The organism is Reichenbachiella carrageenanivorans, from assembly GCF_025639805.1.
In the GTDB taxonomy this organism is placed as follows: Bacteria; Bacteroidota; Bacteroidia; order Cytophagales; family Cyclobacteriaceae; genus Reichenbachiella; species Reichenbachiella carrageenanivorans.
The window spans coordinates 1,649,808-1,676,484 of the sequence record NZ_CP106735.1; the positions used below are offsets into that span (position 1 = coordinate 1,649,808).

Sequence of the window (26,677 nt, forward strand, 5' to 3'; positions counted from 1 at the left end):
GGTCGTTTAAGTTAATCAAAATATCTAAAACTAATACTTACCTTTGCCGACTATGCACGAAGAACCGTTAGAAGAAGAATTATACGAACATCACAGAATTGTGGCTGATCCAGGGCAAGAAATTTTACGATTAGATAAGTTTCTAATGGATCGCTTGCCCAATGTGACAAGGAATAAACTTCAGGCGGGGATCAAGGATGGTTTTATCAAGGTGAATGATGAATTAGTGAAACCCAACTATAAGGTACACCCTGGTGATGTAGTGGTCGTAGAACTTCCCGAACCGCCAAAGGATACTGATCTGGTGCCAGAAGATATAGAGATCAACATTGTCTACGAAGACGATGATCTGCTGGTGGTGAATAAAGAACCAGGAATGGTGGTTCACCCTGCTTATCAGAATTGGTCAGGTACTTTAGTTAATGCACTCGCCTTTCATTTCAATAATTTGCCTACTATGCCCAATAACGATGGGCGCCCTGGCTTGGTACATCGCATAGACAAAGACACATCTGGTCTTTTGGTTATTGCTAAAAGCGAAAAAGCTATGACGAGCCTAGCCAAGCAGTTTTTTGACCACAGTATCGAGCGGACGTACTATGCGCTGGTGTGGGGAGAGCCAGAGGAAGATAAAGGAACCATAGATGTGAATCTCGGGCGGAGTCTTAAGGATCGAAGGATAACTGCGACCTTTCCAGAAGGAGATTATGGCAGAAGAGCGGTAACTCACTATGAAGTGATAAAAAGGTTACGGTATGTGTCTTTGCTGAAATGTAATTTGGAAACGGGGCGTACACATCAGATACGTGCACATATGAAGCACATTGGCCATCCGTTATTTAACGACATGACCTACGGTGGTGATAAAATCATCAAGGGAACGACTTTTACCAAGTATAAACAGTTTGTAGAGAATTGTTTTAAAATCATACCTCGCCAAGCTTTGCATGCCAAATCTTTAGGCTTTATCCATCCTACAACTAAAAAAATTGTTCAATTCGACTCCGAGCTACCAAAAGACCTCGAAGAGGTGATCGAAAAATGGGAGCATTATGTCAATCACATAGATTAAATGATTGTAATAAAATATCTCTGGTATTATACTTTTTGGACTATCGTAAGGTTTGGTCTGCGTATTTACTTTAGCAAAGTAAAAGTGACAGGTTTGGAAAAGATTCCAAGAAATACACCAGTTATTTTTGGGTCCAACCATGAAAATGCGTTTATCGATGCCTTGCTGATCACAACGAGTAATACTCTTTTTGATCATTATTTGGTAAGGGCAGGTGTCTTTAAAAATGCTTTTGCTAAGGCTTTTCTCAATTCGCTGAATCTTATGCCTGTCTACCGGCCTGAGGATGGGGTGAATCCTTTGGAGGCGAATAAGCAGATCTTTAGGGCTTGTTTTGAGACGTTGGCCAAAAAGTATTCCGTGATGCTTTTCCCAGAAGGGGAGCACAATATTAGAAGACACAGAAGAGTGTTGAAAAAAGGCATTTCTCGGATTGCACTTGGAGCTGTCAATTTTGAGGGAGGTACAAAGGAATTGTCGATTGTACCTGTTGGGGTCAATTATGCAGACCATACTGGCTTTCGTTCTGCTGTGCATATCGTTTTTGGAGAACCAATTGTGGTAAAACAACAAGAGGAAAGTGCTGCAAATGTCAATAAGCTGACGTTAGAAATAACCGAAGCATTGAGCAAAGTGCATGTTTCGCTGGATAGAAACGAGTTTGAAGGATTGGATGCTGTATTGTTTCACGATCAAAATCCGTATCAGATTATCGAACCCGTTCGGGTTAATCAAACGGCTAAAAAGCTCGGACAACGAATAGATGAAGTGAGGCAGATAGGGCTAGAGAAAAAAGAACTAGAGCAAGCAGGGGTCATATTTCCTTATAGAGAGAGTACAGGCTGGGATCAGTGCAAAATGTGGTTGTTGGCACCCTTGGGCCTTTTTGGTTTGCTGGCTCATGTGCCTGTGCTTTTGCCTGTCAACTGGTTTGTAAGCAACAAGGTTAAAGATATTGAATTTGTAGCTTCATTGAAGTTTGGATTTTCTTTGTTTGGTATAGCTATTTGGTGGTGGTTTTTAGCCAATAGGATTTTGACGCAAACGGAACAGTGGCCTATCGTACTGCTGAGTTTGCTAGTGCTAGTTTTAGGTCTTATTGGGATGAATAGCTTTGTTCGAAAATGGAGAAATTTTAGAATGACTCGATTTCTTCGCGCTAACCCTATTTTAGGGACTAAGTATCAAGCCTTTGTCGCTGATGTAGATAAGCTCCGTGCGTCCCTAGATTAGTATCCCAGAAGCGAATCTGTCTTTGCCATTCAGGTCTTGGTAGAGCTTAGGGTCGCCGTACCCCATTCGTTCTAATAGAAACAGGGTCTCTTTGCCAAATTGCTCGTTGATTTCGAAAAATAGTGCGCCTCCTTTCTTTAGTGCAGATTTTGCTTTTTGAGCAATGGTGTTGTAGAAGATCAGTGGGTCGTGATTAGATACAAAAAGTGCTAGTGAAGGCTCAAAATCGAGTACATTCTTATTCATTTGTTGTTTTTCCTCCTCCATGACATAGGGAGGGTTGCTTACCACGAGGTCAAGGTTTTGGAGCGGGATATCTTGATTGAGAATGTCCAATACTTCAAAAGCAGCACGGGCGCCCAGTCGCTTGGCATTTTGTTGAGCAACCTTTAGTGCTTCAGGGCTCACGTCATACCCATTCAGTTCTGCACCTTCGATCGTAAGTGCCAGCGTGCATGCAATACACCCTGAACCAGTACCGATATCTGCCATTTTTGGCCGTCGCCAAGGGCGGAAATTTTCAATGATCTGAATCAGTAGCTCGGTCTCCTGCCTAGGAATGAGCACATGGCCATTTACATAAAACTGAAAGCCATAAAACTCAGCTTCATTAAGAATATATTGTATAGGTTCATGAGAGAGGAGACGCTTGATTAACTGGTTGTATTTGTTAGTTTGATGGCCATTGGAGACATATGGTCGGTTTACAATCAAGTCCGTTTTGGATAAATTGTATATTTTTTCGAGTGTTAAATAAGCCAGTGCTTCACTTTCTTGAAGCCCCAATTCTGGGGAGAGTACTTCGATGGTCTTTTGAAATGTGTTCTTAGGAAAGTTTTCCTGCATGGAACAAAAATAATTAAACAGTGTAAATTTGATTGTACTCGGAAGAAAGAATAGAAGGCTAAATGGTCATAATAGAATAGTGTGAGGAATGAATAATTCAATAGATGAAAAATATATGCAACGGGCCTTGGAACTGGCAGAACGAGGGATAGGCTCCGTGAGCCCCAATCCTATGGCAGGTTGTGTGATCGTACATCATAATCAAATCATAGGAGAAGGATGGCATGAGAAGTACGGAGGTGCTCATGCAGAAGTAAACGCCATCAAGAATGTGAAAAACAAAACTTTGCTCAAGGAGTCTACTGCTTATGTTACACTAGAGCCTTGTGCGCATTTTGGAAAAACACCCCCTTGTGCAGATCTATTGATCAAACATAAGTTGAAGCGAGTTGTCATTGCCAATCAAGATAGTTTTCCGTTGGTAAATGGAGGAGGGATAAAAAAACTTACAGATGCTGGAATAGAAGTAGAAGTAGGTGTGCTGTCTGAAGAAGGAAGAGTGCTCAACAAAAGATTTTTCACCAGGGTAGAAAAAAAGAGGCCTTATGTGATCTTGAAGTGGGCGCAAACTGTCGATGGGTTTGTGGCTAGAGAAAACTATGATTCTAAGTGGATCAGCAATGCGTATTCGAGAAAGCTAGTACATAAGTGGAGAGCAGAAGAAGATGCCATATGGGTAGGTACGAATACTGCCAAATACGACAATCCCAAGTTGAATGTCCGTGATTGGCAAGGCAGCGATCCTATTCGATTAGTGATAGATAAGCAGCTGTCTTTGGACGTCAATACACCTTTGTTTGATCAAGAAACTCCCACCATCTGCTACAATGCCAAAAAGAATGACAAAGAAGTAAATCTGGAGTGGGTGAAAATAGATAATGTTCAATGGCTAGATGAAATTTTTCTAGACTTGAGACAGCGAGGGATCCAGTCGGTACTTGTAGAAGGTGGGGCATATTTACTACAATCTTTGATCGATCAGGATTACTGGGATGAGGCGAGAGTATTCACGGGGTCGCCCAGTTTTACAAAAGGCATAAAAGCACCCGACTTGAAAGTAATCGCCAATGAAACGTTGAATGTGGAGGGAGATAAGTTGGAGTTGTTTTATAAGGACACTTTCAATATAGTGTGTAAATGACTTTATGCTACTTTACACACTATATTGGCCTCTATTATTTGAAATCTGTGACTTTGTAAAAGGCTTTTTTGGGTAATAAATCTTGGTCAAACAACAAAGGATAATCGGTGCGTCCTTTGACTACATAATGGCTGAGCCATGTTCTATTGTCTGCTATTCCCCAGAAGGTCACATTTGTAATTTTGTCTTTCTTTTCTCGTAGTATAGTAAAGATGTCGTGATATTGCTTGGCTAGGGCTTCAGCTACTTCAGGTGTGTAGGGTTTTATTTCTTTTGGGAGTGTACTCCTGTCCATGTTATGATAATAGGGGTATACTGAAACATCCAGTTCTGTGATCTGTACCTCTAGACCTAATGATGCAAATCGATCGATGGCCAGTGGGAGTAATTTTGCAACGGAATCTTCGATCACATAATGGCCTTGCATACCTACACCATGGATGGGTGTTCCGCGGTCTAGGAGCTCCTTTAACATTTGATATGTTTTTTCTCTTTTTTGAGGGTTAATTAAATCATAATCGTTGTAAAAAAGTTTGATAGTAGAATCTGCTTCATAGGCATACCTAAAGGCGACTTCGATGTAGTCCGCTCCAGCGATTTCAAAATATTTGATGTCATCACGATAAAACTTGTCATCATAGTCAGATATTGCTTCATTGACCACATCCCAGCAGTATACTTGGCCTTTGTAGTGATTTAGCACGGAATGTATATGTTTCTGCATTTTTTTTAGTAGGGCTGGTTTGCTCAGGTCGTTGCCTAGTGAGTCTTGGTAAAACGAATCACGGGTCTGGTGGTACCATGCCAGCGTGTGCCCTCTCACGAGCATGTTATTCGCTTGGGCAAAGGCGACAATCTGATCCCCGTTTTCGAAAGTGTATTCGCCCTTTCCGTTGACCGTTCTGTCGTATTTCATGTCGTTATCAGCAGTGACACTGCTGGCATGATATTGCACTAGTGCGCTATCCTTATTTTGAATTATCTGTTTGTTGATAGCGGCCCCAATGGGGAAGTAGTCCTTATAGACTTCTTTGAGCGATGGGGTCTTTTCTTCTTCCTTTTTATTGGCAGTTGAGCACCCCATGTGCAAGCTCAGTATCGTTATTAATAGAATGTTTAGTGTGTTGTTGTTTGTGTTCATTTTGATTCTGTTTTTGAGACAGTTTTAATATAAATATAAATTTAAGATTGGCCGAAGGCTGAGTAGGGGATAGCCCTTTGTAAGGAGTGATACAGGTCTTATAAAGGGCATGAAAAAAGCCCTTTCGAATTTCTCCAAAAGGGCTTGCTATTAATTTTATTTCTTGTGAATTAGCTTCCGCAGCCTACACATTCGAATTGAGAATTGGCTTCTCCTTCTTTGTCGTTGGCAGGGATGAAATTTTTATTTTCCTCTTTGGATACAGTAAACTTGATCGCATCAGCAGCAGCTTTGGTTCTCAAGTAGTACATGCCAGTTTTCAATCCTTTTTCCCATGCGTAGAAGTGCATAGAAGTCATTTTTCCAAAGTTAGGCTCTTGCAAGTGAATATTTAAACTCTGACTTTGGCAAATGAATGCACCTCTGTCTGCAGACATATCGATGATTGATTTCTGAGAGATTTCCCAAACAGTTTTGTATAACTCCTTAATGTTTTGAGGGATCTCAGGAATGTTTTGGATCGATCCATTGGCTTGCATGATTCTGTTCTTCATGCTGTCATCCCATAGGTTCAAAGCAATCAAGTCTTTCATCAAATGCTTGTTGACTACAATGAACTCACCTGACAATACCCTTCTAGTATAGATGTTAGACGTGTAAGGTTCAAAACATTCGTTGTTTCCAAGTATCTGAGAGGTAGATGCTGTTGGCATTGGAGCCAAGAGTAATGAGTTTCTCACGCCATGTTTCTTCACTTCTTGCTTCAAGCTAGTCCAATCCCATCTTTCAGAAGGAGTTACGTTCCACATGTCGTATTGGAAGATACCTTTAGATACTGGAGATCCTTTGAATGTTTCGTAAGCACCATCTACTTTTGCCAAGTCTTTAGAAGCAGTCATCGATGCAAAATAGATGGTCTCGAAGATTTCACTATTTAATTGACGAGCTGGAGCAGAGTCAAAAGGCATTTTCATTTTAATGAAAGTATCCGCTAATCCTTGCACACCGATACCAATCGGGCGATGTCTTAAGTTAGAATACTCCGCTTCAGGCACTGGATAGTAATTCACATCAATCACTTTGTTCAAGTTTTTGGTGATTACATAAGTAATGTCGTATAGCTTTTGATGATCGAACATGCCATCTTCTGTTACATACATCGGCAATGCGATCGAAGCCAAGTTGCAAACCGCTACTTCGTCTGGCGAAGTGTACTCCATGATCTCGGTACACAGGTTACTAGACTTGATTGTTCCGAGGTTTTTCTGATTAGACTTCTTGTTAGCCGCATCCTTGAAGAGCATATATGGCGTACCTGTCTCAATTTGAGACTCCAGTACTTCGAACCATAGGTCTTGTGCTTTGATGGTTTTTCTGCCTTTACCTTCTGCTTCGTATTTTTCGTATAGCTTTTCGAATTCTTCCCCGTAGGCATCAGCCAGTCCTGGGCATTCATTAGGACACATGAGTGTCCAGTCGCCGTTTTCTTTTACTCGCTTCATAAACAAGTCTGGCACCCATAGGGCGTAAAACAAGTCTCTAGCTCTCATTTCCTCTTTGCCGTGATTCTTTTTCAAATCAAGGAAGTCGAAAATGTCTGCGTGCCAAGGCTCTAGGTAGATTGCGAAACTGCCCTTTCTTTTTCCTCCACCTTGATCAACGTATCTAGCAGTCATATCGAAGTTTCTCAACATCGGTACGATACCATTTGATACGCCATTAGTTCCTTTGATATAAGACCCTGTTGCTCTTACATTGTGGATGCTTAATCCTATACCTCCAGCCGACTGAGAGATTTTGGCTGTTTGCTTCAAAGTATCATATATCCCGTCGATACTATCATCCTTCATGGTGAGAAGGAAGCATGAAGATAATTGTGGTTTAGGTGTACCTGCATTGAACAACGTAGGCGTAGCATGTGTAAACCATTTTTCCGAAAGGAGGTTGTAGGTTTCTATTGCTGCTTCTATGTCTTCTTTGTGAATGCCAATGGCTACACGCATGAGCATGTGCTGTGGTCTTTCCACGATCTGGCCATCTAGTTTCATCAAGTACGATCGTTCCAAGGTTTTGAACCCGAAGTAGTCGTAGCTGAAATCTCTATCGTAAATGATAGATGAATCTAGTAGTGCAGCATTTTTCTTAATGATACCATATACATCAGTGGCCAATAGAGAGGCGTTTTGGCCAGTCTTTGGATCGATGTAGGTATACATTCTTTTCATGGTGTTTGAAAAGGACTTGCTGGTTGTTTTGTGTAGGTTTGAGATAGCGATTCTGGCAGCTAGCTGAGCAAAATCTGGGTGAACCGTAGTAAGCGAAGCTGCAGTTTCAGCAGCTAGGTTGTCTAGCTCTACTGTGGTTACACCATCATAGATTCCAGAGATTACCTTCTTAGCGATATCTACAGGTTCGATAAATTTGGTGTTTAGTCCGTAGCAGAGTTTCTCAATTCTGGCGGTGACTTTGTCGAATTTGACGGATTCTCTCCTTCCGTCTCTTTTAAGTACTAACATAGGGCAAACAGGTTATAAGAATATGGGATATATACGTATATTATTTTTTTAAAAATCTTCGTCTAAACTAAATTTCAGTGAATCGTCACTGGCATCTTTCATAACGCCCGCTTTTTGATATTCTGCCACTCTTTTTTCGAAGAAGTTTGTTTTTCCCTGTAGGGAAATCATCTCCATGAAATCAAATGGGTTTGTTGCGTTGTATTGTTTCGAACAGCCTAGCTCTAACAGTAATCTGTCAGCTACGAATTCTATATATTGACACATCAACTCTGCGTTCATTCCAATCAACTTTACAGGAATAGCATCTGTGACAAATTCTTTTTCGATCTCTACTGCGTCAATGATAATTTTCTCAACGGTCTCTGTTGGGAGTTTGTTGACCAGATGGTCATTATATAATAAACATGCAAAATCGCAGTGTAATCCTTCGTCTCTAGAGATCAGTTCATTAGAAAAAGTAAGACCTGGCATGAGACCTCTTTTCTTCAACCAGAAGATTGAACAGAAGCTGCCAGAAAAGAAGATGCCTTCTACTGCTGCAAATGCAATGAGTCTTTCTGCAAATGAGCCATTGTCGATCCATCTTAATGCCCAATCGGCTTTTTTCTTTACGCAAGGAATGGTCTCCACTGCGTGGAATAATTTATCTTTTTCTTTATTGTCTCTTACATAGGTGTCGATTAATAAAGAATAAGTTTCTGAGTGAATATTTTCGATGGCAATTTGAAAGCCATAGAAAAATTTGGCTTCGGTATACTGTACTTCGGATACAAAATTTTCTGCAAGATTTTCATTGACGATGCCATCGCTGGCAGCAAAGAAGGCAAGTACATGGGTAATAAAATGACGCTCGCCGTCATTCAAATTCTCCCAGTCTTTCAGGTCTTGACTCAAGTCTATTTCTTCTGCTGTCCAGAAGCTTGCTTCAGCTTTTTTATAGAACTGCCAGATGTCATTTTTTTCTATGGGAAAGAGAACGAACCTGTCCTTATTCTCTTTTAGTATGGGTTCGTCTTGTGGGTTTTCTTTTGCCATTTTAATTCGCTTCATTTTTTTTCGAAAAAGACAAATAACAGTCGTGACTAATGAAACTGGAGCCAGTCATTATTCGCCTTTTTCTTGTTCTGCTTGCAGCAAAACAGTGGTATTCATTTTTTCTATTGGAGTACCTGTCCGTTAGTGTGTCGAGTCCTTTGAACAGGCTCTACAAATATGAAAAAAAGACACTTAAAAGACAAGGCGGAAAAGGCTCTGAATTTCTGTTTTTAAGGACAGATAAAAAATCTTTTAAAACGTTGAAATATAGCTTGTTGTAATCCCCTATTTTAAATGATAACTTGCACTAAAATAGCGTTGAATCGAAGGGTAAAAAAAGTTGATTTATTTTTAATTTTTTTATGTCAGTTAAAATGCTAGTAAAAGGGTTTGATTTCTATCGTATAAGTCTTACTTTTGCAAACCAATTTTTAAAACTGGATTTATTACAAATTATGTACGCAATAGTTGATATAGCCGGTAAGCAGTTCAAAGTAACGCAAGATCAGTTCGTTTACACTCCTCGTTTGGAGGGTGAAGCTGGCGCTTCCGTAGAATTTGACCGAGTATTGTTGATAGACAATGACGGGAAGGTCAAAGTAGGTGCCCCTACAGTAAAGGGTGCCAAAGTTTCAGGTAAAATCCTTGCTCAGGAGAAAGACGATAAAATACTCGTCTTCAAGAAGAAGAGAAGGAAAGGATACAAGGTAAAAAATGGCCACAGACAGTCATTAACTAAAGTTTTAATCGAAAATATTAAATAATATAATACCATGGCACATAAGAAAGGAGCAGGTAGTTCGAAAAACGGAAGAGAGTCCCATAGTAAACGATTGGGAGTAAAGATATTTGGCGGTCAAGATATTATCGCTGGAAATATCATCGTAAGACAACGAGGAACTAAGCATCATCCCGGAACAAACGTGGGTATCGGTAAAGATCACACTTTGTTTGCATTGACTGACGGTGTGGTTGAGTTCAGAAAAGGAAGACAAAATAGATCTTTTGTTTCTGTAGTTACTCCAGAAGCCAAGGCTTAAGTTTAGTCTTAGAGAATATATAAAAACCCATCATGATTAATCATGATGGGTTTTCTTGTTTGCGTCTATTGCTTCTTAGTTATTTCCTTCCTTTAGTTGGTTCAAGTCAAATTCATTGAGGAATTTTCGAGCTTCGTTGAGGTTTTGGAATTCAAAATTTTGACTGCCACCTCCTGTGGTTAAAATTTCTATCTTGATGGCAAGAATGCGAGGGTCGTTGTGTAATGGGTCGTCTACAAATTGAGTAGCGTCGGTGATTTTGAAATCGCTGGCGGATTTTTGTGTAGATAGTTTTACCGTCCTTCTTTTGATACGTTTGCAATAAGAGCATTTATAATGTTTAATTAATTCGCCCTCTTCATTGTCGGAGGCTTCTTGTGTGATCTCTTCTTTTTCTAGCTTCAAAGTCTGAAATCCACAACGGTCGCATTCGAGTGCATGAAGCCGGCCTTCGTATTTTTCAATAAGGGTGTCTCCAGTTTCTACATCGATCCACACATCATAATCTACCGAAAACACATTTTCTTCTGCTTGCATACCCTCGTCGAGATAGGCGTCTTCTTCCTCTTCGCTGAGCAGTTTCATCTTGTTGCCAGATTTGGGGTTTATCCTCGGTGCGTATCGGTGATATTTTAGTCGTCTGGCTTGTTGAGAGGGGTAGTAAAATTTAAGCATTAAGACGGCTACATATCCATACAATACGCCAATACAAAGTGCTATAAACAACCGGATCCAGAACCACATAAAAGAATGCGTAAGGCCTTCTGCTGCGTAGGTGTTGCAAATAAAAAATATGGCAGCAGCGATTGAAATATGCATGCTTAGCAGGTAGCTGTATTCGCGTTTGCTGATGAGGTCATATTTTTCTTTATGTGTTTTGGTGCGAACCAGTTTGATTTTAAAGGTTATAAATATTAAAATCCCTACGGTTATCGCTATCGGAGATAGGATAAACATGGTGGAGTTCCAGTTGATTAAAAAATTTACGATTGATTGGCTCATTGTGTCGTTAGAATTAAGTGGTTTTGTAGTTAAGTGTCAAGTTATGATTGACCCCAAATGGAATAGGATCAACATAAAGATAGAAAAAAATATGTGCCGAGAAGATTAGGATTGTCGTATTTCGATACTTAGGGTATTGTTGTTCGTATGGATTTATAAGAGGTGTTTCTCAATTAACCGCTTTAATTTTTTAGTGCTTAATTGTTTTTTAGAAGTGATGGAATCAAATTTTTAGATTGTTTATGATATGATGTCCTGCTTAGCGTACTATCAATTTTCAAATTACCACCCCTAACCTTATATTTGAAAAAACAGATGCTACGATTAAATTACATTAGTTGTAAGATTGTTGGGTTAGATTGTGAAATATTGTTAGTGGCACGGAATTTTCTTGAAAAAGGTGTTGTTCAATTTTTAAATAGTATTTAACCTGTCAAAAGTGAAGCAAAGAGTTATCGGTATTGGGTTCTTGTTAGTTTGTTTGGGTAGTTGTATCCAAATAGAAAACACGAATGATACTCAGGTCAAAAAATCTATCGTTACCGATGTGTCAGACTTGGGGGTAGATGTCGTTTCTGAATCTGAGCATGAGGCCATTTCGTTACTAGGAAAGAAGCTTTACGCACCCATCATTCCCTCATCTGTATTAGAGAAAAGAAAGAAGGAATTGGCGCAAGCCGAAGAGAATTTTAGTAGCCATCCCGATAGCTTAGCCAACATCATATGGTATGGACGCCGGTTGGCATATCTCTATCAATACAAGCATGCCATCCAGATATATACTTTGGGGCTCAATAAATTTCCTGAATCGTATAAGCTATATAGGCATAGAGGACATAGGTATTTGACACTTCGTTATTTTGACAAGGCTATTCAGGATTTGGAAAAGGCGGTTTTTTATTCGCGTAACTCTCCAAACGAAATGGAAAGTGATGGACTGCCCAACAGAAGAAATATCCCTAGAAATTCTGTACATTTCAATATTTGGTATCACTTAGGGATGGCTTATTACATGAAGGGAAATTATGATAAAAGTGTGTCTGCTTATAAGGCATGTATCTCTATAGCCGACAACGACGACATGCTTGTAGCAGCCACTGATTGGCTCTATATGACCTATCGAAAAACGGGAAATATAGCAGCAGCAGAGGCATTGTTAGCGCCGATCAAAACCAGAATGAATGTGATCGAAAACTATGCTTATCACAATAGACTCCTGATGTATAAGGGTATTAAAAAGCCAGAACAATTATTTGATCCTAGTAAAGGATCAGACATGGCCATAGATGATGTGACCATAGGCTATGGCGTTGGCAATTGGTACTACTATAATGGCAATACGGATAAGGCCTTGGCTATTTTCAATCAAATGATGGAAAGCCCCTACTGGCAGGCTTTTGGATATATCGCAGCGGAGGTAGAGTTGTCCAATTTGGGTAATGGTTCTTAACCAATCTCTATTTTTACATCGTCGCTTTCTGGATGCCCCACACATAGGAGTACATATCCTTCCGCTTTTTCCTCATCAGATAATCCATCGTCTTCGTCCATTTTGATAGAGCCCTCTAGGCATTTGCCTCTGCAGGCAGTACATAGACCGCTTTGACAAGAGTAGGGCAAGTCTATGTTTCTATCCAAACCCGCTTCCAAAATGGTCTTGTTGGCAGGCACCTCATAGATATACTCTTCTCCTTCGAGAACTACGGTCACTTCGTGAGCACCATTTGCATCTGCAATGATGGCACTTGGAGAAGTATTGCCTGCTACGAAACTTTCTTTGAACTTCTTGTCTTCAGGAATTTTCAATTCCTCTAATGCCTCCCAAACGATATTCATCAATGGCTCAGGGCCACACGTCATAAATGAGAAGTCTGAGTAACTATCTTCTTTCAGCTCTGTGATGATTTGAGTTATTTTTTCTCTGGTCATATAGCCTGTGTGACCCGTCCAATCCGAAGGGGGAGTCTCAAGAAAATGAATCACATCTAGTCGATTTTGATACTCCGTTTGTAAATTTTTGATTGTATTTTTGAATATAATCGAATCCATATCTCGGTTGGCGTATACTAGAGATACCTTGCTATCTGGCTCTTGTTTCAAGAGAGACTTAGCAATAGATAGTAATGGCGTCACACCACTACCTCCACCAAAGAGGAAAACTTGTTTTTTGTTTCCTGCATTGATATCTAGTACGAACGATCCCATAGGTTCCATGATTTGGATCACATCGCCAGCTTTCACTTCGTTATTGATGTAGTTGGACATGATGCCTCCCACTACGGCTTTCACCGTTACGGCAGGTAGCTCGCCTAATGCTGGAGCGCTACATAGAGAGTAGGCCCTGCGTACTTTTTTGCCATTGATGGTCAAGATCAGGGTGATGAATTGCCCAGGTTGATAGTTGAGGTCTCCGCTTTCAGGTTGCTCAAACACTAACGTAACGGCATCGTTGGTTTCTTTGACCACCTCTTTTACGGTCAGGTTGATATACCTTGAGTCGTTATTTTCTTTTTTCTTTTTTTTCTTGAAAAAACTAAAAGCCATGCTGTATATTTTTTTGAGAGCAATTGCTCTGTGTTTCTAATCGTGGATTTTTAGGAAGGCAAAATTAAATGCATTAGGGCTGCTGCCAAAATCATTTGATAGACTTAATTGATGAGTGGATAGGATTTGTTTTGGGAATGGAGATTTCACAATTCCCACATCCCTTGGCACATCCTTCTTTTGTAGAAAAATCTAAATATATTTTTTTAGCTACAAAAAATGTAGCCAATCCAAAAAGTGCCCAAATCAATAATTCTTGTACCATTTCACTGCAAAATTACCAGTGCTTTTTGATAATCGCTAGCATTTCGGCATGTATCGTGTTGGCAGCAAGTATTTCTCTGCCAAAGAGGTAATTGTCGCCACCAGAAAAGTCTGTGACTTTGCCGCCAGCTTCTTCTACGATGAGTGCACCTGCGGCGATATCCCAAGCGTTGAGGTTGTATTCGAAATAACCTTCGTAGCGGCCCAGTCCCACATATACGAGGTCTATTGCTGCACTACCGAGTCTTCGCAGCCCATGTGCTTTTTGCATGAGCTGGTTGAGGATGGTTTGATATTGAGGCATTTTGTCGAAATTGGAATAAGGAAACCCTGTGGCGAGTAGGCTGTCTCCTAAGGTAGGTAGCTGAGATACCTGTATAGGTTTGTCATTGCAGTAAGCCCCTCCATTTTTGTAGGCATGAAAGCAGTCGTTGCGCCCGATGTCATACACTACGCCAGAAATTACTTCTTTGCCTTTGATGAGGGCAATGCTGGTGGAGTAGATAGGCAAGCCGTGGATGAAATTGGTGGTGCCATCTAGTGGGTCTATGATCCATTTGTAAGTAGTGTCGGATTCTTTTTCGGTACCCTCTTCGGTGATGTAGCCTGCTTCTGGTAAGATTTCTTTGAGCCGAGTTACCATACGTTTTTCGGCTTCTTTGTCAACGTATGAAACTAGATCATTTTTCCCTTTGAGCTCTACGTCGTTGTATGAGAAAGTTTCTGCTTCTTTTTTAATAAACGCACCGCATTCAAGCGACAAGTCTACTACTTGTTGGGTGATGTTTTTTAGATTCATTTTCCAGCTATTATCACTACTATTTCTCCTTTTATTTTCTGTTCGCCAAAGTGGTCGATGATTTCTTGGATGCTGCCATTTACCGTTTCCTCATATAATTTAGTCAATTCTCTGGACACAGAAGCTTGACGGTCATAGCCGAGTGTTTCGCCAAACTGATTGAGTGCTTTGATCAATCGATGGGGAGATTCGTAGAAAACCATCGTTCGACTTTCTTCCACCAATGCTTGCAGGCGTGTTTGTCGTCCTTTTTTCTGAGGCAGAAACCCTTCGAAGACAAACCGGTCGCTGGGTAAGCCAGAAGCCACTAGGGCGGGTACGAATGCTGTAGCGCCAGGTAGGCATTCAAGTTTTACGCCAGCTTTTAGGCATGCTCTCACTAGTAAAAAACCAGGGTCGCTGATGGCAGGTGTGCCCGCATCGGAAACTAGCGCCATTTTTTTACCTGCGTTCAACTCTTCAATTAGCTTTTCAATTTGCTTGTGCTCGTTGAAAATATGATAACTCTTGAGTTGGCTTTTGATGTCGTAGTGCTTGAGCAAAGAGCCAGTTGTACGAGTGTCTTCGGCTAGAATCACATCTACAGTTTTTAATACTTCTAAGGCGCGAAGGGTAATGTCGGCCAGATTGCCGATAGGCGTGGGAACCAGATAGAGGGATGAATTAAATTCCATTAGTTGATCAGTGAGTCTATGACCTCGGCCAGTTTACGATCTTTTTCAGTAACAATGTTTCCTGCGTCGTGTGTAGTAAGCGTAATCGTTACTTGGTTATAGACATTGGACCAGTTGGGGTGATGATTCATTTTTTCGGCTTCGATGGCCACTTTGGTCATAAACCCAAAGGCAGCTGTAAAGTCTTTGAATTTGAATGTTTTGGAGAGGGTATTATTTGCTTCTTGCCACATAGAGGTAAAAGTAAAGGGTGTGACTTACTTTGCCAAAGTTTAAAGTTTGGGAAAGTTCATCGGATCGAGTGCTAAATAGAAGTATTGGCTTTGTTATCATTGCGCTATGCAAGTACCTACGATAGAATTGCTCGGCCTGCAGGTGACCGAGCCCATGACCTGGATCACCAATTGGATGGTGGCAGTTTCCTGTTTTGTGTTTGGACACCGATTGTTTCATGATGAGCAGGCGGATCTTTCTCAGAAATTCTGGGCGTTGTTTTTCCTGTTTATGGGTATGGCATCTATGACAGGCGGGGTGGCTCATGGGTTTATACATTACGTAGGGCATAAGTTTCACCACGGTGCTTGGCTGTTGAGCGGTATCGCTGTTTTTTGTGCGCAGCTAGCTGTATTGCCTTTGATCGAAAAGGATAAAGTGAGATCAGCGGTGCGTATATTTTGTTATGTGCAGCTCATGGCTATGTCGGCTTCGGTGCTCATTTTTCAGCATTTTTCTTGTGTGTTAGTCGATTCTGTTGTGGGATTGATTGGTGTGGTGATCCCAGTGTCATTGGTGCACTTTGCTAAGAACAAAGACCGAAGGTCTCTATGGGTGGTGATTGGAGTACTGACCAATCTATTACCTGCTATGATTCATTTACTCAAATTTTCTATTAATGAATGGTTCAACTTCAATGACATCAGTCATGTCGTAATGATTGGATGCTTTTACGTGATGTATCGAGCAGCTGCAACCAGAGCTGTTGCTACAGTTGCAGCGTGATTAATTAATGCTCAATCCTTTAGTGCTTCTGGTAGCCAGCTGATCAATTCAGGAAATATGATCACTGAGATAAGCAATAGAATTTGGATCAATACGAAAGGTACGATGCCTCGATAGAGATGACTTGTTTTTATTTCTGGAGGGGCCACCCCTTTTAGGTAAAACAAAGAAAAGCCGAAGGGGGGTGTTAGAAAACTGGTTTGCAAGTTGAGTGCGATCAAAATTCCAATCCAAATCAAGTCTATTCCCATGGCTGAAAAAATAGGAGCGGCTACGGGGATAATGATGAAAATGATTTCGATAAAATCGATAAAAAAGCCAGCTATAAATACGACTAGTAGTACGACAAATAAAAAAATATTTGGCGAAAGCCCACCTTGAGTGATCAGGTCTGCCAACAATCGGTCGCCTCCCATTGCACGAAATATCAGTGAAAAGGAAGTAGCTCCTACCAATATCATAAAGACCATACAGGTGAGGAAAGTAGTGTCCCTCATCACTTCTTTGAGAATTGTTAGGTTTAGTTTTTTTTGAATGGCCGTTAAGACTATCGAACCAATGGCACCTACTGCTGCGGCTTCTGTAGGGGAGGCAATTCCCGCGAAAATAGATCCCAGCACAAGCAAAATCAATGTGAAGGGTAATACAAAGGCTACCAACACCTGCTTTGTAGAAAAATGGGGAAGCTCTTCTTTGCTCATGCTCGGAGCAGCTCCCGGTACCAGGTAAGAAACGACAATGATATATAAGATATATAGTCCAACGAGGAGGACTCCTGGTACGATGGCTGCTGTAAACAAATCGCCAACGGATACATTGAGAACGGTACCTAGCAATACCAAAACTACAGATGGTGGAATGATTTGGCCTAGCGTGCCTGATGAGGCGATGGTGCCAGTGGCTAGTGTAGGTGAATAGCCGCGCTTGAGCATAGTGGGCAAGCTGATCATGCCCATGGTGATTACCGTGGCACCTACGATGCCTGTAGAGGCGGCGAGCATACCGCCTACGATGACCACAGAGACGGCTAAGCCTCCTTTCATTCTGCCAAAGAGGCTGGCCATGGTTTCGAGTAGGCTTTCAGCCAATCCAGACTTTTCTAGCATGATGCCCATAAAGACAAAGAGTGGTACGGCGATAAGTACAAAATTGTGCATGGTGCCATAGATACGAAGTGAGAGTAAGTAGAAAAAATCTACGTCGTATATAAGGATTCCTGTCAGTACAGAAAGTCCTCCTAGCGTAAATGCTACTGGATAGCCAAAAAGGATCAAGGCAAATACAAGCGCAAAAAGCAGCAGGGGTAAATAATCTGAAATCATCTTGCTTCGCGGTTTAAGATGGTGGCTAGTGCGGATAGACCTTCGGAAATGGCTTGTGTGAGTAAAAGTATCGCGCTGGCTGGAATGGTAGATTTGATAATAAATCGGTATGGCAACCCTCCAGGTTCGGCGCTTGATTCTGAAATCTTCCAGGCATCTATTACAAAAGGGATAGACGTCTGGATGATTACCGTGCAAAAGGGTATAAGAAATACAAGTGTACCTACGAGATTGACCCAAGCTTTTTGGGTCGCACTAAACTGGGAATAAAATACATCTACTCGTACGTGTTTGTCGTGCTTGAGAGCGTAGGCGGCTCCGAGTAAAAATAAGGCAGCAAACAAGTGCCATTCGAGTTCTTGATTGGCAGAGCTACTCCAGTTGAAGGCATAGCGGAGAACGACGTCCATGCCGATTAAAATCACAAGGATCAGACTGATCCAAGAGACGCCTTGGCCCACTTTGTTAGTAAATTGATTAATATTTTGAACGAGTCGATGCATTACAATTTAGCTAGCAAAATAGCTAGATTTTTTTTGATTACAAGAGGGGTCAGCATTATGACTGATGACGTTAATCCAAGTTCAGGGTTTGGAATAAAACTACCCTTTGTTTACGCCTTGTTTAGACGCGCGAATGGCAGGTTGAATAGATGCAATGAAGGTGATCAGGATGATCGTAAGTGCCGTGAAAATAAAATCAACAGGAATAATCTCTATCGGGTAGGCTTGTGTTACAGAGGTGGAAATCCCCATGGAGATGATGCCGTAGGTTTTTTGAATCCAAGAGCAAATAAAACCAAGTACCAGTCCACTGCCGGCTCCTATAAAAGCGATAATGGCTCCTTCGAAGAGAAATATTTTCCGAACCAATTGTTTGGGGGCGCCCATGGCAAACAGACTGTGAATGTCTGGTTTTTTCTCTATTACGAGCATGGAAAGCGAAAAGAAAATATTGATGGATGCGATGCCTACGATCATAGAAAATATCACAAATACGAAGAGCTTTTCAATCTTTAATACTTTATAGAGATCGGCGTGTTGCTGATCACTATTGAGGACGACGAAGTCACTACCGAGCGTTTGAGCCAGTGACCGCTGGATGGTTGGCAAGTCCTTTTCAGGGTCTACCATTAGCTCTAGCGAAGTGCGTTTGCCTTTGTAGTCAAATAATTTTTCTGTAAAGGAAATAGGGACGAAAACGTAGTTGTCGTCGTACTGTTGCTCAAGAGCAAAGACACCGCCAGGCATGATATTGGCGCGGCTATAATATTGGTGTGGATCTACTGCTCCAGGCTTCACGTTTTTGGGGTAGAAAAACTGAAGTGCTAGAAAATCATTGCGAAGCGATACACCCAAATTGAACTGAATGCCACGGCCGATGATGGCATAGGCCGTTTTGCCATCGTCAAATTTAAGTTCACCTTGCCGGATGGCATTTTTCATGCGACCCTGCTCGATAAAATTGTCGCTCATGCCCTTGATCTTGACGATCATTTGTGCGTCGCTGTATCTGATGAGCGCATTGTCCTCTATTACTTCAGTGATGTCCAATATGCCATCTGTCTCCATGATTTTTTGCTTGAGGTCTTCCGTAGGGACAAAGGATTTGCCCGCTGCAGGCATGACCTGTAGTGGCGCATCAAATGTACCATAGATGGAGCGCAGAAGCCCTTCCATGCCATTGAATACCGATAGCACGATAATCAAAGAGGCGGTGCCTATCGAGACCACCAGCATAGAAATGATGGCAATGATGTTGATAAAGTTTTTCTTCTTTTTAGAAAAGAAATAACGCTTCGATATAAAAAAGGGAAGGTTCAAAGATTAGTCGTCGCTTTTGTCATCTTCTTTGGCGGGTGGAATATGCAGGCCTGATAAGAGGTCTTCTATTTTTTGCGCATTCTCCTGTGTATCGTCGAGGTAGAAGTTGAGATCGGGTACTATTCGTACTTGTTTCCCTATTTTTAATCCCAGTGCTTTTCTGATTTCGCTCTTTTTAGATTTGACCAATTCAAGAAAAGCAGACTCATCAGCCACCATCATCAGGCTGAGGTAGATTCTAGCAAAGCTAAGATCAGGGCTTACATCCACACCAGTAATGGTGATGAAAGCATTGCCAAACCAATGTCTGGTATCTCTTTGGAATAATTCGCTCAGGTCTTTTTGGATTAGCCCTGCGTATTTTAGTTGTCTTGTGCTACTCATATCTCTCTGCAAATATCCCGATTAATTTATATTATATTTTAATAAAACCGTAATTTCGTCGATCGTGTCATTTGGCAGTCGCCAATAATTTTGTAGCGAAGTCGTGCCAAACCACGAGCTACATTTACATTTGCCTATACGATATAGTTTGTACCATACCAAATGCAATAGCCCTTGCTGACATTTTTTAAAACCAATGATCCTTATCGCTTAGTTGGCGTTTTATTATTGCTGCTGGTGATCCGCGTGCCAATGCTTATTTCTGGGGTGCCACTTACTCTTCCTGAGATGAAATGGATACTTATGGGGGAAAAATTGGCTTCAGGAGATTGGATTATGTACAAGGACGTATGGGACTATACTGGGCCGATGGCTGTATTTGTTTACAAATGGCTCTTTATCCTTTTCGGAAAAACTCGAGTACCTTATTTTGTCATTTCCCTGATTTTAGTAGTGGTACAGGCTGCCACATTCAATGCTGTGATGCTGAGAAATAAGGCTTATAATGTCAGCACATATGTACCCGCTTTGGTCTATATGGTACTGATGAATGCCTTTTTTGATTTCCTTACATTGTCGCCAGTACTTATGAGTATGACGTTTGTGTTGATGGCCATGAGTAATCTATTTAGGCGAATGGACAACCAGACCAAGGATGAGCTTTTTATTGTCACAGGAGTCTACCTAGGTATAGCAGTTCTGTTTTACCTACCATCGATTTGGTATTTTGTGATTACTATTCTTTCATTGGTATTGTATACAGGATCTATTCTGCGTAGGATGCTCCTTCTGGTTTATGGGTTTGCTATAGTAGTTGGATTGGTCAGTGTGTATTTTTATTGGTTTGATAATTTTTTGATTTTCCAGCACCATGTTGTGAAGTCGCTTTGGGCTATCGATACCATCAAATATCTTAATTGGACCGAGCTTTTTATTGCGTCTGCAATCCCTCTATCTATATTGTTTGTTTCTTTTTATCATATGAGGAAGCATGGCAAGTACATCAACTTTCAAGAGAAAATACAGCAGGTAATGTTGATGTTTTTACTGTCTGGGGTTTTGGGACTGATGATGGTCAGGCAAGTGACTACCTTTCAACTTATTTATTTCGTTACGCCTTTTGCCTTTTTCATTACACACTATTTATTGTTGGTCAAGCATTGGTTGGTGGCCGAAGTTACTACAGGGCTGGTTGTCTTGTTGATATTGTTCAATCACTTGCTGTTTTCCATTCCATGGTTTCACGTCAATGAATTCGTTGCCTATGAGGCTTATTTAGTGAAAGAGAGCACTTATGCTAAATTGACCAAGGACAAAAAAATATTGGTACTGGGGGATGAGTTACATCATTATAATGGAGCAAAATTGGCTACGCCTTATCTCAATTGGAGACTCAGTAAAATTCAATTGCAGCAGCTCAGCTATTACGACAACAGTGCGGAAGCTTTTGTGAATTTTAATAAAGACCTGCCAGATGTGATTATTGATCAAGAAAATACGATTCCTGAACTGTTTAGCATAATGCCTACCATTGCAGCAGAATACATTCATCACGAAGGCTATCGTGAAATCTATTTGAGAAAAGAATAAAGCGCTCTCTAAGAGTATTTAGAGAAAAAGGCTTATCGTTTGTTAGCAAGAAATCTTATCGACTCTATTTTGGTGTCTACCACCTTCGAAATTTGTAGCTACAAAGGCTGCAACCATTTCTCTGGCTACACCCAACGACACGAATCTTGCCGGAATAGCGATTACGTTGGCATTGTTGTGCTGACGAGCCAACTCGGCCAATTCCTTTTGCCAGCATAATGCCGCTCGGATGGCTTGGTGTTTGTTGGCAGTCATGGCTACACCATTACCACTGCCACAAATCAGAATACCTAAGTCGTTTGTGCTATTTTCGATGGAGACAGCCAGTGGGTGTACATGGTCAGGGTAGTCCACAGACTCTAGTGAGTTGGGACCAAAATCCTGCACTTCGTGACCTGCAGCTTCTAGCATAGCTATTATTTCTTTTTTGTATTCGTATCCTGCGTGGTCTCCTCCTATGGCAATTTTCATGGCATTTTTGTTTTTATGAATGGGGCAAAGTTATTCTAAGTCTTTTTGAATTTTCTTATAGGTTCGGTTAGAAATAGCAATACTGACCTGATACAGTCCAATCAGCGGTATGGCAATCAACACCTGGCTAAATGGGTCAGGAGGTGTGAGCATGGCACCCAATACGAAAATGACTACAACCCCATGTTTGCGATAAGTCTTCATGATCTCTGGGGTCAGTAGTCCCGCTTTGGTCAAGAAGTATACGACCATGGGCAGTTGGAACAAGAGTCCACAAGCCAGTACCAAAGTAGTGACAGTAGACACATAAGATACAATGTCAAATTCATTAAGAATCGAAGGGTCTAATTGGTAATTGGATAGAAAGTTGACCGAAAGGGGGGTAAGAATGAAATACCCAAAAAGCACCCCAATACCAAATAATAAGCTTACATAAAAGACAGCGCCACGGGCGATTCGCCTTTCGTTGATATACAGCCCTGGACTGATGAATCTCCATATCTCCCAAAAGGCATAAGGAAATGCAGCAATGATACCTACGGTAAAGGAAGATGTGATATGCATAGTAAACTGCCCCGTCATTTGCCGACTTTGGATAATAAAAGGGAGTGTGTCGATACACAAGGCTTTCACATCTACAAGGCTAGCCAGATGACACAATTCCCGATATGTCCAAAAGTCTATTCTGGACGGCCCCAGAATCAAGGTTCCGAATACAAATGACTTAGATACAAATGCGGCTATTGTAAAAATAAAAATAGCAGAAAAGGCACGTATAATATGCCATCTAAGTTCTTCGAGATGATCCAAAAAGGACATCTCAGGCTGGTCGGAAGTATGAATCTGATCTGGGGGCAGTTGCTGCATGTACTTATACTAGTGAATCCAAATGCTTGTACAACGGAAAGTCAGCCATCCACTTGTTTACTTGGCTTCTTACTGCAGCAAGGTTTTCTTCGCTTTCAGGATTCATGAGTACTGTATCGATCAGCTCTACGATTTTTGTCATGTCTGCTTCTTTCATGCCTCTGGTAGTGACAGCCGCCGAGCCTACTCTGATTCCTGAAGTCACAAACGGAGACTTGTCGTCGAATGGTACCATGTTTTTGTTGACCGTGATGTCTGCTTTTACCAATGCATTTTCGGCCAGTTTACCAGTCAAGTCTTTAGACCTCAAGTCGATCAAGGCACAGTGGTTGTCGGTACCTCCAGAGATCACATGGTATCCTTTGCTCATGAAGGCTTCCGCCAATGCGTTGCCGTTTTTCTGAACCTGAATGATGTAGTTTAAATAATCATCAGAGAGTGCTTCGCCGAATGCGATAGCTTTGGCTGCAATGATGTGCTCCAATGGTCCTCCTTGTGTGCCAGGGAATACTCCTGAATCTAGCAAGGCAGTCATTTTTCTTAGCTCACCTTTTGGATTTTTAAGTCCAAATGGGTTTTCAAAATCTTCTCTCATCAAGATCATTCCACCTCTAGGGCCTCTTAGGGTTTTGTGTGTGGTGGTAGTGATGATGTGACAGTACTCTAGCGGATCGCTTAAAAGTCCTCTAGCGATCAAGCCAGCGGGGTGAGATACGTCGGCCATCAAGATAGCACCTACTTGATCAGCCACTTCACGAAACTTGGCATAGTCCCAGTCTCTACTGTAGGCAGAGGCACCACAGATGATCATTTTTGGTTTTTCTTTTTTTGCTACTTCTTCGAGTTGGTCGTAGTCGATTAGACCAGTTTCTTTGTTTACGCCATAGAAATGGGGCTCATATAGTTTTCCAGAAAAATTAACTGGCGAACCGTGGGTAAGGTGACCTCCATGCGAAAGGTCAAATCCTAAAATTTTGTCGCCAGCATTTAGACATGCGAGCAATACAGCAGCATTGGCTTGTGCACCAGAGTGAGGCTGTACATTGGCCCATGTAGCGCCAAACAATTCTTTGGCTCTTTCGATAGCAATATTTTCAGTCTGATCTACTACTTCACAGCCGCCATAGTATCTTTTGGCTGGTAGTCCTTCAGCATATTTGTTGGTCAGGACGCTGCCTGCGGCTTCCATCACTTGAGCGGAAACAAAATTTTCCGAAGCGATCAATTCTAAGCCATTCTCCTGGCGTTGTCTTTCCTTTTCGATTAAGTCAAAAACTTGTTGGTCTCTCTGCATGATTTTTCTATTTCTATGAGGCGCAAAAATACGAGAAGGCAGGATGTAAACAAAGAAAAGTAATCAGGGGAAGTAGAATTTTATAAGATTAGAAAAAATTGAATTGAAAAATAGCAATATCATATGATTCTTATTCTAACTCGATTTTAAATTGTCATTTATTACTTATATTTTCCTCCCTGAAATTTTATATGATCCCGGCTCATAATTACTTAAACCTAACTTTAAACCATTCGTGCGTTTCGATTGGGATGAATCAATGAGTGAGATAGCCATCAAGTCTAGTTTACTGAGTGTAGTCAAGTATCCGATTTTCAGAGTTGATAAATCTGGACTGATACTGGAGTGTCATGTGCATCACAAGTTTGATGCAATACATTTTGCACATCGTTTGGAAGGGCGAAATATCAGTGAGTTTGATTATTTGCCCAATGCCATAGATGTGGTGAGGTTTTGTTTGGGCAATCAAAAAACAGAAGTCACATACTTTTCTGTACCAGACAATGATGGCGCAGAGAAGTATTTTGAAGCCGAAATAGTACCTTCTGGTACGGATGAGGTGATTGCCGTGGTCAAAGAGATCACGCAGCGCAAGCGACAAGAAGCAGAGCTGATTCAATATTATAATCTGATCCAAAATATCTATCAGGGGACTTCCTCTTCTACAGGTATCGCATTTATGGATCACCTCACGCGTCAATTTTGTAAAGCCTTTAATGGCGATTTTTCTTTTATTGCTCTTTTTGATAACAAAAAGCTGAGTACGGTCTCCTATGCTACATTCAATCAAATACTTGACAATGAAACTTTTGAAGTAGAGGGATCGCCTTTTGAAAATCTACATCAAGACGACATCATTAGTATTTCGGCAGATTGTCTGTTGATTTATCCAGACTTTGCGCCATTTCAAAAGCATGAAATCCAAGGTTTGATTGGGATTCCACTTTATTATCCTGATGAACCCAGTAAGCCTGCTGGCGTGATGTGCGTCATGTTTGAAAAATTTTACCATACATTTCAACACTATGAGAAGATTTTGCAGATATTTTCGACCCGAGCAGCAGCGGAACTGGATCGGATCAGAAGAACGCAGCAGCTAGAAGCCAGTGAAGAAAAATTCAAAGCCTTGTATCATAATACGCCAGCGTTGTTCAACTCTGTGGATCGCGAGGGCAAAATCACTGAAGCGGGTGATTTCTTTTTGGAAACGACTGGTTATACCCGTGATGAGGTAATAGGTAAGATGGCGTTTGACTTCCTTACATCAGAGTCTAAGGAATTTGGTATGACCAAGATTTTTCCTGAATATACCAAAACGGGGTATTGCAAAGACGTGCCTTTTCAGTTTGTCAAAAAAAATGGAGAAGTGATGGATATCTTGTTCTCGTCCGTAATAGTCAAAGACGAAGAAGGGAATTTCCAAAAGTCCTTAACTAGTCTTCAAGATGTCACAGAGATCAACAGGCGAAGAAGAGACATCATCAAGAGTGAGTCTCGTGTGTCGGAGGACGCTCAGCGTTTGCAGTCGCTATTTGATCATTCGCCTGTCGGTATTATCATTCATTCTAAGGGAATAATCAAAAAAGTGAATGTAGAAACGATACGCTTGACTAAGGCTAAATCTTCCAAAGACATTGTAGGCAAAAGTCCGATGGATTTTATTCACCCTGATTCTCAGGAAGTAGCCAGCCAGCGGATACACAACATCTACACCAAGAAAACAGCACATAAAAATGAGCAAAAATTTATTTGTCTCGACGGGAGTGTGATATGGGTAGAGGCTATGGGTACTTTGATCTCTTATGAGGGAGAGCCTGCGGTGCAGATTGCTATTTATGACATTACAGATAGAAAGCAGGCACAAGAGAAAATATTGGAAGACGAAAAGAAACTGAAGCAGCTCAATGATCACCTGACTAGACAAAACAATCAACTGGAGGAATTTGCTCATATTGCCTCACACAATTTGCGTGCACCAATTACCAACATGATGTCTTTGATACAGATCAAGGAAAGTGCTCCAGACCCTGTGACCGAATTGTTTGTTTGGGAAAATCTGAAAAAAGGAGTAGCCAATTTGGACGAAACCATTGTGGAACTCAACGAAGTAGTAAAAACTTCGTGGGAGCTGGACAAACGAAAAAGAAAGGTGAAGCTATCTGTGGTGCTACAAAAGGTATTGAGCAGTATCAAAAATGAATTGACAGAAGCTGGAGGAGAGGTGATAAGTGACTTTGCGGCGTTCGATGCTATGATTTATCCCAAGGTATATTTAGAAAGTATTTTGATCAACTTGATCACCAATGGATTAAAATATGCACGGGCTGATCGCCCGCCTGTGATCCAAGTGTATACGTGTATTCGAGATGGTGCTAAGTGTTTAGAAGTGAGAGACAATGGGCTGGGAATAGATGTTAATAAATTTGGGAATAAAATATTTGGGTTGAGAAAGACCTTCCATAATCATCCAGACGCTAGAGGTGTCGGGTTGTTTATTACGAAAGCGCAAGTAGAATCTATGGGAGGTACGATTAGAGTTGAGAGTGAAATAGGTAACGGATCGAATTTTATTATTAATTTTGGAGATGTGTAAACCTATTGCACGTATTTAACCAGC

General features: G+C 41.1%; 25 protein-coding genes. 9 read left to right on the forward strand and 16 right to left on the reverse strand.

Annotated elements, in window-relative coordinates; all coding sequences use genetic code 11:
- Positions 1 to 52 precede the first annotated feature (52 nt).
- On the forward strand, positions 53 to 1,072 hold the full coding sequence (locus N7E81_RS06640) for an RluA family pseudouridine synthase (protein ID WP_263052504.1): 1,020 nt from the start codon (positions 53 to 55) through the stop codon (positions 1,070 to 1,072).
- Entirely contained in the window at positions 1,073 to 2,305 is a 1,233-nt protein-coding gene (locus N7E81_RS06645; RefSeq protein ID WP_263052505.1) for a 1-acyl-sn-glycerol-3-phosphate acyltransferase, read from the forward strand.
- Here N7E81_RS06645 and prmC read toward each other — a convergent pair.
- A complete protein-coding gene (prmC, locus tag N7E81_RS06650; RefSeq protein ID WP_263052506.1) occupies positions 2,297 to 3,151 on the reverse strand; it encodes a peptide chain release factor N(5)-glutamine methyltransferase in 855 nt (284 codons plus the stop codon). The two genes, N7E81_RS06645 and prmC, sit on opposite strands and share 9 nt — an antisense overlap.
- 88 nt (positions 3,152 to 3,239) lie before the next feature.
- Here prmC and ribD point away from each other — a divergent pair, with 88 nt between their 5' ends.
- A complete protein-coding gene (ribD, locus tag N7E81_RS06655; protein WP_263052507.1) occupies positions 3,240 to 4,292 on the forward strand; it encodes a bifunctional diaminohydroxyphosphoribosylaminopyrimidine deaminase/5-amino-6-(5-phosphoribosylamino)uracil reductase RibD in 1,053 nt (350 codons plus the stop codon).
- Between the two features lie 34 nt (positions 4,293 to 4,326).
- Here the strand turns inward: ribD and N7E81_RS06660 are convergent, their stop codons facing one another.
- The 3 genes from N7E81_RS06660 to N7E81_RS06670 form a co-directional block, all read right to left on the reverse strand.
- Positions 4,327 to 5,433, reverse strand: a complete 1,107-nt coding sequence (locus tag N7E81_RS06660) for an endo-1,4-beta-xylanase (RefSeq protein ID WP_263052508.1) — start codon at positions 5,431 to 5,433, stop codon at positions 4,327 to 4,329.
- 170 nt (positions 5,434 to 5,603) lie between these two features.
- On the reverse strand, positions 5,604 to 7,949 hold the full coding sequence (locus N7E81_RS06665) for a ribonucleoside-diphosphate reductase subunit alpha (RefSeq protein ID WP_263052509.1): 2,346 nt from the start codon (positions 7,947 to 7,949) through the stop codon (positions 5,604 to 5,606).
- A 48-nt stretch (positions 7,950 to 7,997) separates the two neighbouring features.
- Positions 7,998 to 9,002, reverse strand: a complete 1,005-nt coding sequence (locus tag N7E81_RS06670) for a ribonucleoside-diphosphate reductase small subunit (RefSeq protein WP_263052510.1) — start codon at positions 9,000 to 9,002, stop codon at positions 7,998 to 8,000.
- 440 nt (positions 9,003 to 9,442) lie between these two features.
- Between N7E81_RS06670 and rplU the strand changes: the two genes are divergently transcribed.
- Together rplU and rpmA are read left to right on the forward strand one after the other, a co-directional pair.
- Positions 9,443 to 9,751, forward strand: a complete 309-nt coding sequence (gene rplU / locus N7E81_RS06675; protein ID WP_263052511.1) for a 50S ribosomal protein L21 — start codon at positions 9,443 to 9,445, stop codon at positions 9,749 to 9,751.
- Positions 9,752 to 9,760: 9 nt separating this feature from the next.
- Positions 9,761 to 10,027, forward strand: a complete 267-nt coding sequence (gene rpmA, locus N7E81_RS06680; RefSeq protein WP_263052512.1) for a 50S ribosomal protein L27 — start codon at positions 9,761 to 9,763, stop codon at positions 10,025 to 10,027.
- A 75-nt stretch (positions 10,028 to 10,102) separates the two neighbouring features.
- Here the strand turns inward: rpmA and N7E81_RS06685 are convergent, their stop codons facing one another.
- Positions 10,103 to 11,029, reverse strand: a complete 927-nt coding sequence (locus N7E81_RS06685) for a hypothetical protein (protein WP_263052513.1) — start codon at positions 11,027 to 11,029, stop codon at positions 10,103 to 10,105.
- Between the two features lie 439 nt (positions 11,030 to 11,468).
- Between N7E81_RS06685 and N7E81_RS06690 the strand changes: the two genes are divergently transcribed.
- Positions 11,469 to 12,479 carry a tetratricopeptide repeat protein gene (locus tag N7E81_RS06690; protein ID WP_263052514.1) on the forward strand — a complete coding sequence of 337 codons (1,011 nt, stop codon included), beginning with the start codon at positions 11,469 to 11,471 and terminating at the stop codon, positions 12,477 to 12,479.
- On the opposite strand, the gene N7E81_RS06695 is transcribed toward N7E81_RS06690, so the two are convergent.
- From N7E81_RS06695 to N7E81_RS06710, 4 genes are all read right to left on the reverse strand, one after another.
- Positions 12,476 to 13,573 carry a ferredoxin--NADP reductase gene (locus tag N7E81_RS06695; RefSeq protein WP_263052515.1) on the reverse strand — a complete coding sequence of 366 codons (1,098 nt, stop codon included), beginning with the start codon at positions 13,571 to 13,573 and terminating at the stop codon, positions 12,476 to 12,478. The genes N7E81_RS06690 and N7E81_RS06695 overlap by 4 nt on opposite strands.
- A 277-nt stretch (positions 13,574 to 13,850) precedes the next feature.
- On the reverse strand, positions 13,851 to 14,636 hold the full coding sequence (locus tag N7E81_RS06700; protein ID WP_263052516.1) for an inositol monophosphatase family protein: 786 nt from the start codon (positions 14,634 to 14,636) through the stop codon (positions 13,851 to 13,853).
- Positions 14,633 to 15,310: a 16S rRNA (cytidine(1402)-2'-O)-methyltransferase gene (gene rsmI / locus N7E81_RS06705; RefSeq protein WP_263052517.1), complete on the reverse strand. Its 678-nt coding sequence runs from the start codon at positions 15,308 to 15,310 to the stop codon at positions 14,633 to 14,635. The genes N7E81_RS06700 and rsmI overlap by 4 nt, the downstream gene beginning before the upstream one ends.
- Positions 15,310 to 15,543, reverse strand: a complete 234-nt coding sequence (locus tag N7E81_RS06710; protein ID WP_263052518.1) for a 4a-hydroxytetrahydrobiopterin dehydratase — start codon at positions 15,541 to 15,543, stop codon at positions 15,310 to 15,312. Before N7E81_RS06710 ends, rsmI begins: the two co-directional genes overlap by 1 nt.
- Before the next feature lie 106 nt (positions 15,544 to 15,649).
- Here N7E81_RS06710 and N7E81_RS06715 point away from each other — a divergent pair, with 106 nt between their 5' ends.
- The gene (locus N7E81_RS06715; RefSeq protein WP_263052519.1) at positions 15,650 to 16,309 is read left to right on the forward strand and encodes a DUF6962 family protein; all 660 of its coding nucleotides are present in this window, start codon (positions 15,650 to 15,652) and stop codon (positions 16,307 to 16,309) included.
- 11 nt (positions 16,310 to 16,320) lie between these two features.
- Here the strand turns inward: N7E81_RS06715 and N7E81_RS06720 are convergent, their stop codons facing one another.
- From N7E81_RS06720 to N7E81_RS06735, 4 genes are all read right to left on the reverse strand, one after another.
- Positions 16,321 to 17,631 carry a TRAP transporter large permease gene (locus tag N7E81_RS06720; RefSeq protein WP_263052520.1) on the reverse strand — a complete coding sequence of 437 codons (1,311 nt, stop codon included), beginning with the start codon at positions 17,629 to 17,631 and terminating at the stop codon, positions 16,321 to 16,323.
- Entirely contained in the window at positions 17,628 to 18,134 is a 507-nt protein-coding gene (locus N7E81_RS06725) for a TRAP transporter small permease subunit (RefSeq protein WP_263052521.1), read from the reverse strand. The genes N7E81_RS06720 and N7E81_RS06725 overlap by 4 nt, the downstream gene beginning before the upstream one ends.
- A 99-nt stretch (positions 18,135 to 18,233) precedes the next feature.
- Positions 18,234 to 19,454 carry an ABC transporter permease gene (locus N7E81_RS06730; RefSeq protein WP_263052522.1) on the reverse strand — a complete coding sequence of 407 codons (1,221 nt, stop codon included), beginning with the start codon at positions 19,452 to 19,454 and terminating at the stop codon, positions 18,234 to 18,236.
- 3 nt (positions 19,455 to 19,457) lie between these two features.
- Entirely contained in the window at positions 19,458 to 19,838 is a 381-nt protein-coding gene (locus N7E81_RS06735) for a ribosome-binding factor A (RefSeq protein ID WP_263052523.1), read from the reverse strand.
- A gap of 174 nt (positions 19,839 to 20,012) precedes the next feature.
- Here N7E81_RS06735 and N7E81_RS06740 point away from each other — a divergent pair, with 174 nt between their 5' ends.
- Positions 20,013 to 21,428: a hypothetical protein gene (locus N7E81_RS06740; protein WP_263052524.1), complete on the forward strand. Its 1,416-nt coding sequence runs from the start codon at positions 20,013 to 20,015 to the stop codon at positions 21,426 to 21,428.
- A gap of 42 nt (positions 21,429 to 21,470) precedes the next feature.
- Here N7E81_RS06740 and rpiB read toward each other — a convergent pair whose 3' ends face one another.
- From rpiB to N7E81_RS06755, 3 genes are read right to left on the reverse strand one after another with little or no spacing between them, the layout of a single operon-like run.
- Positions 21,471 to 21,899: a ribose 5-phosphate isomerase B gene (gene rpiB / locus N7E81_RS06745; protein ID WP_263052525.1), complete on the reverse strand. Its 429-nt coding sequence runs from the start codon at positions 21,897 to 21,899 to the stop codon at positions 21,471 to 21,473.
- A 30-nt stretch (positions 21,900 to 21,929) separates the two neighbouring features.
- A complete protein-coding gene (tatC, locus tag N7E81_RS06750) occupies positions 21,930 to 22,757 on the reverse strand; it encodes a twin-arginine translocase subunit TatC (protein ID WP_407692712.1) in 828 nt (275 codons plus the stop codon).
- Between the two features lie 13 nt (positions 22,758 to 22,770).
- On the reverse strand, positions 22,771 to 24,060 hold the full coding sequence (locus N7E81_RS06755; RefSeq protein ID WP_263052527.1) for a serine hydroxymethyltransferase: 1,290 nt from the start codon (positions 24,058 to 24,060) through the stop codon (positions 22,771 to 22,773).
- A gap of 259 nt (positions 24,061 to 24,319) precedes the next feature.
- Between N7E81_RS06755 and N7E81_RS06760 the strand changes: the two genes are divergently transcribed.
- A complete protein-coding gene (locus N7E81_RS06760) occupies positions 24,320 to 26,653 on the forward strand; it encodes a PAS domain S-box protein (protein ID WP_263052528.1) in 2,334 nt (777 codons plus the stop codon).
- Positions 26,654 to 26,677: the final 24 nt, after the last annotated feature.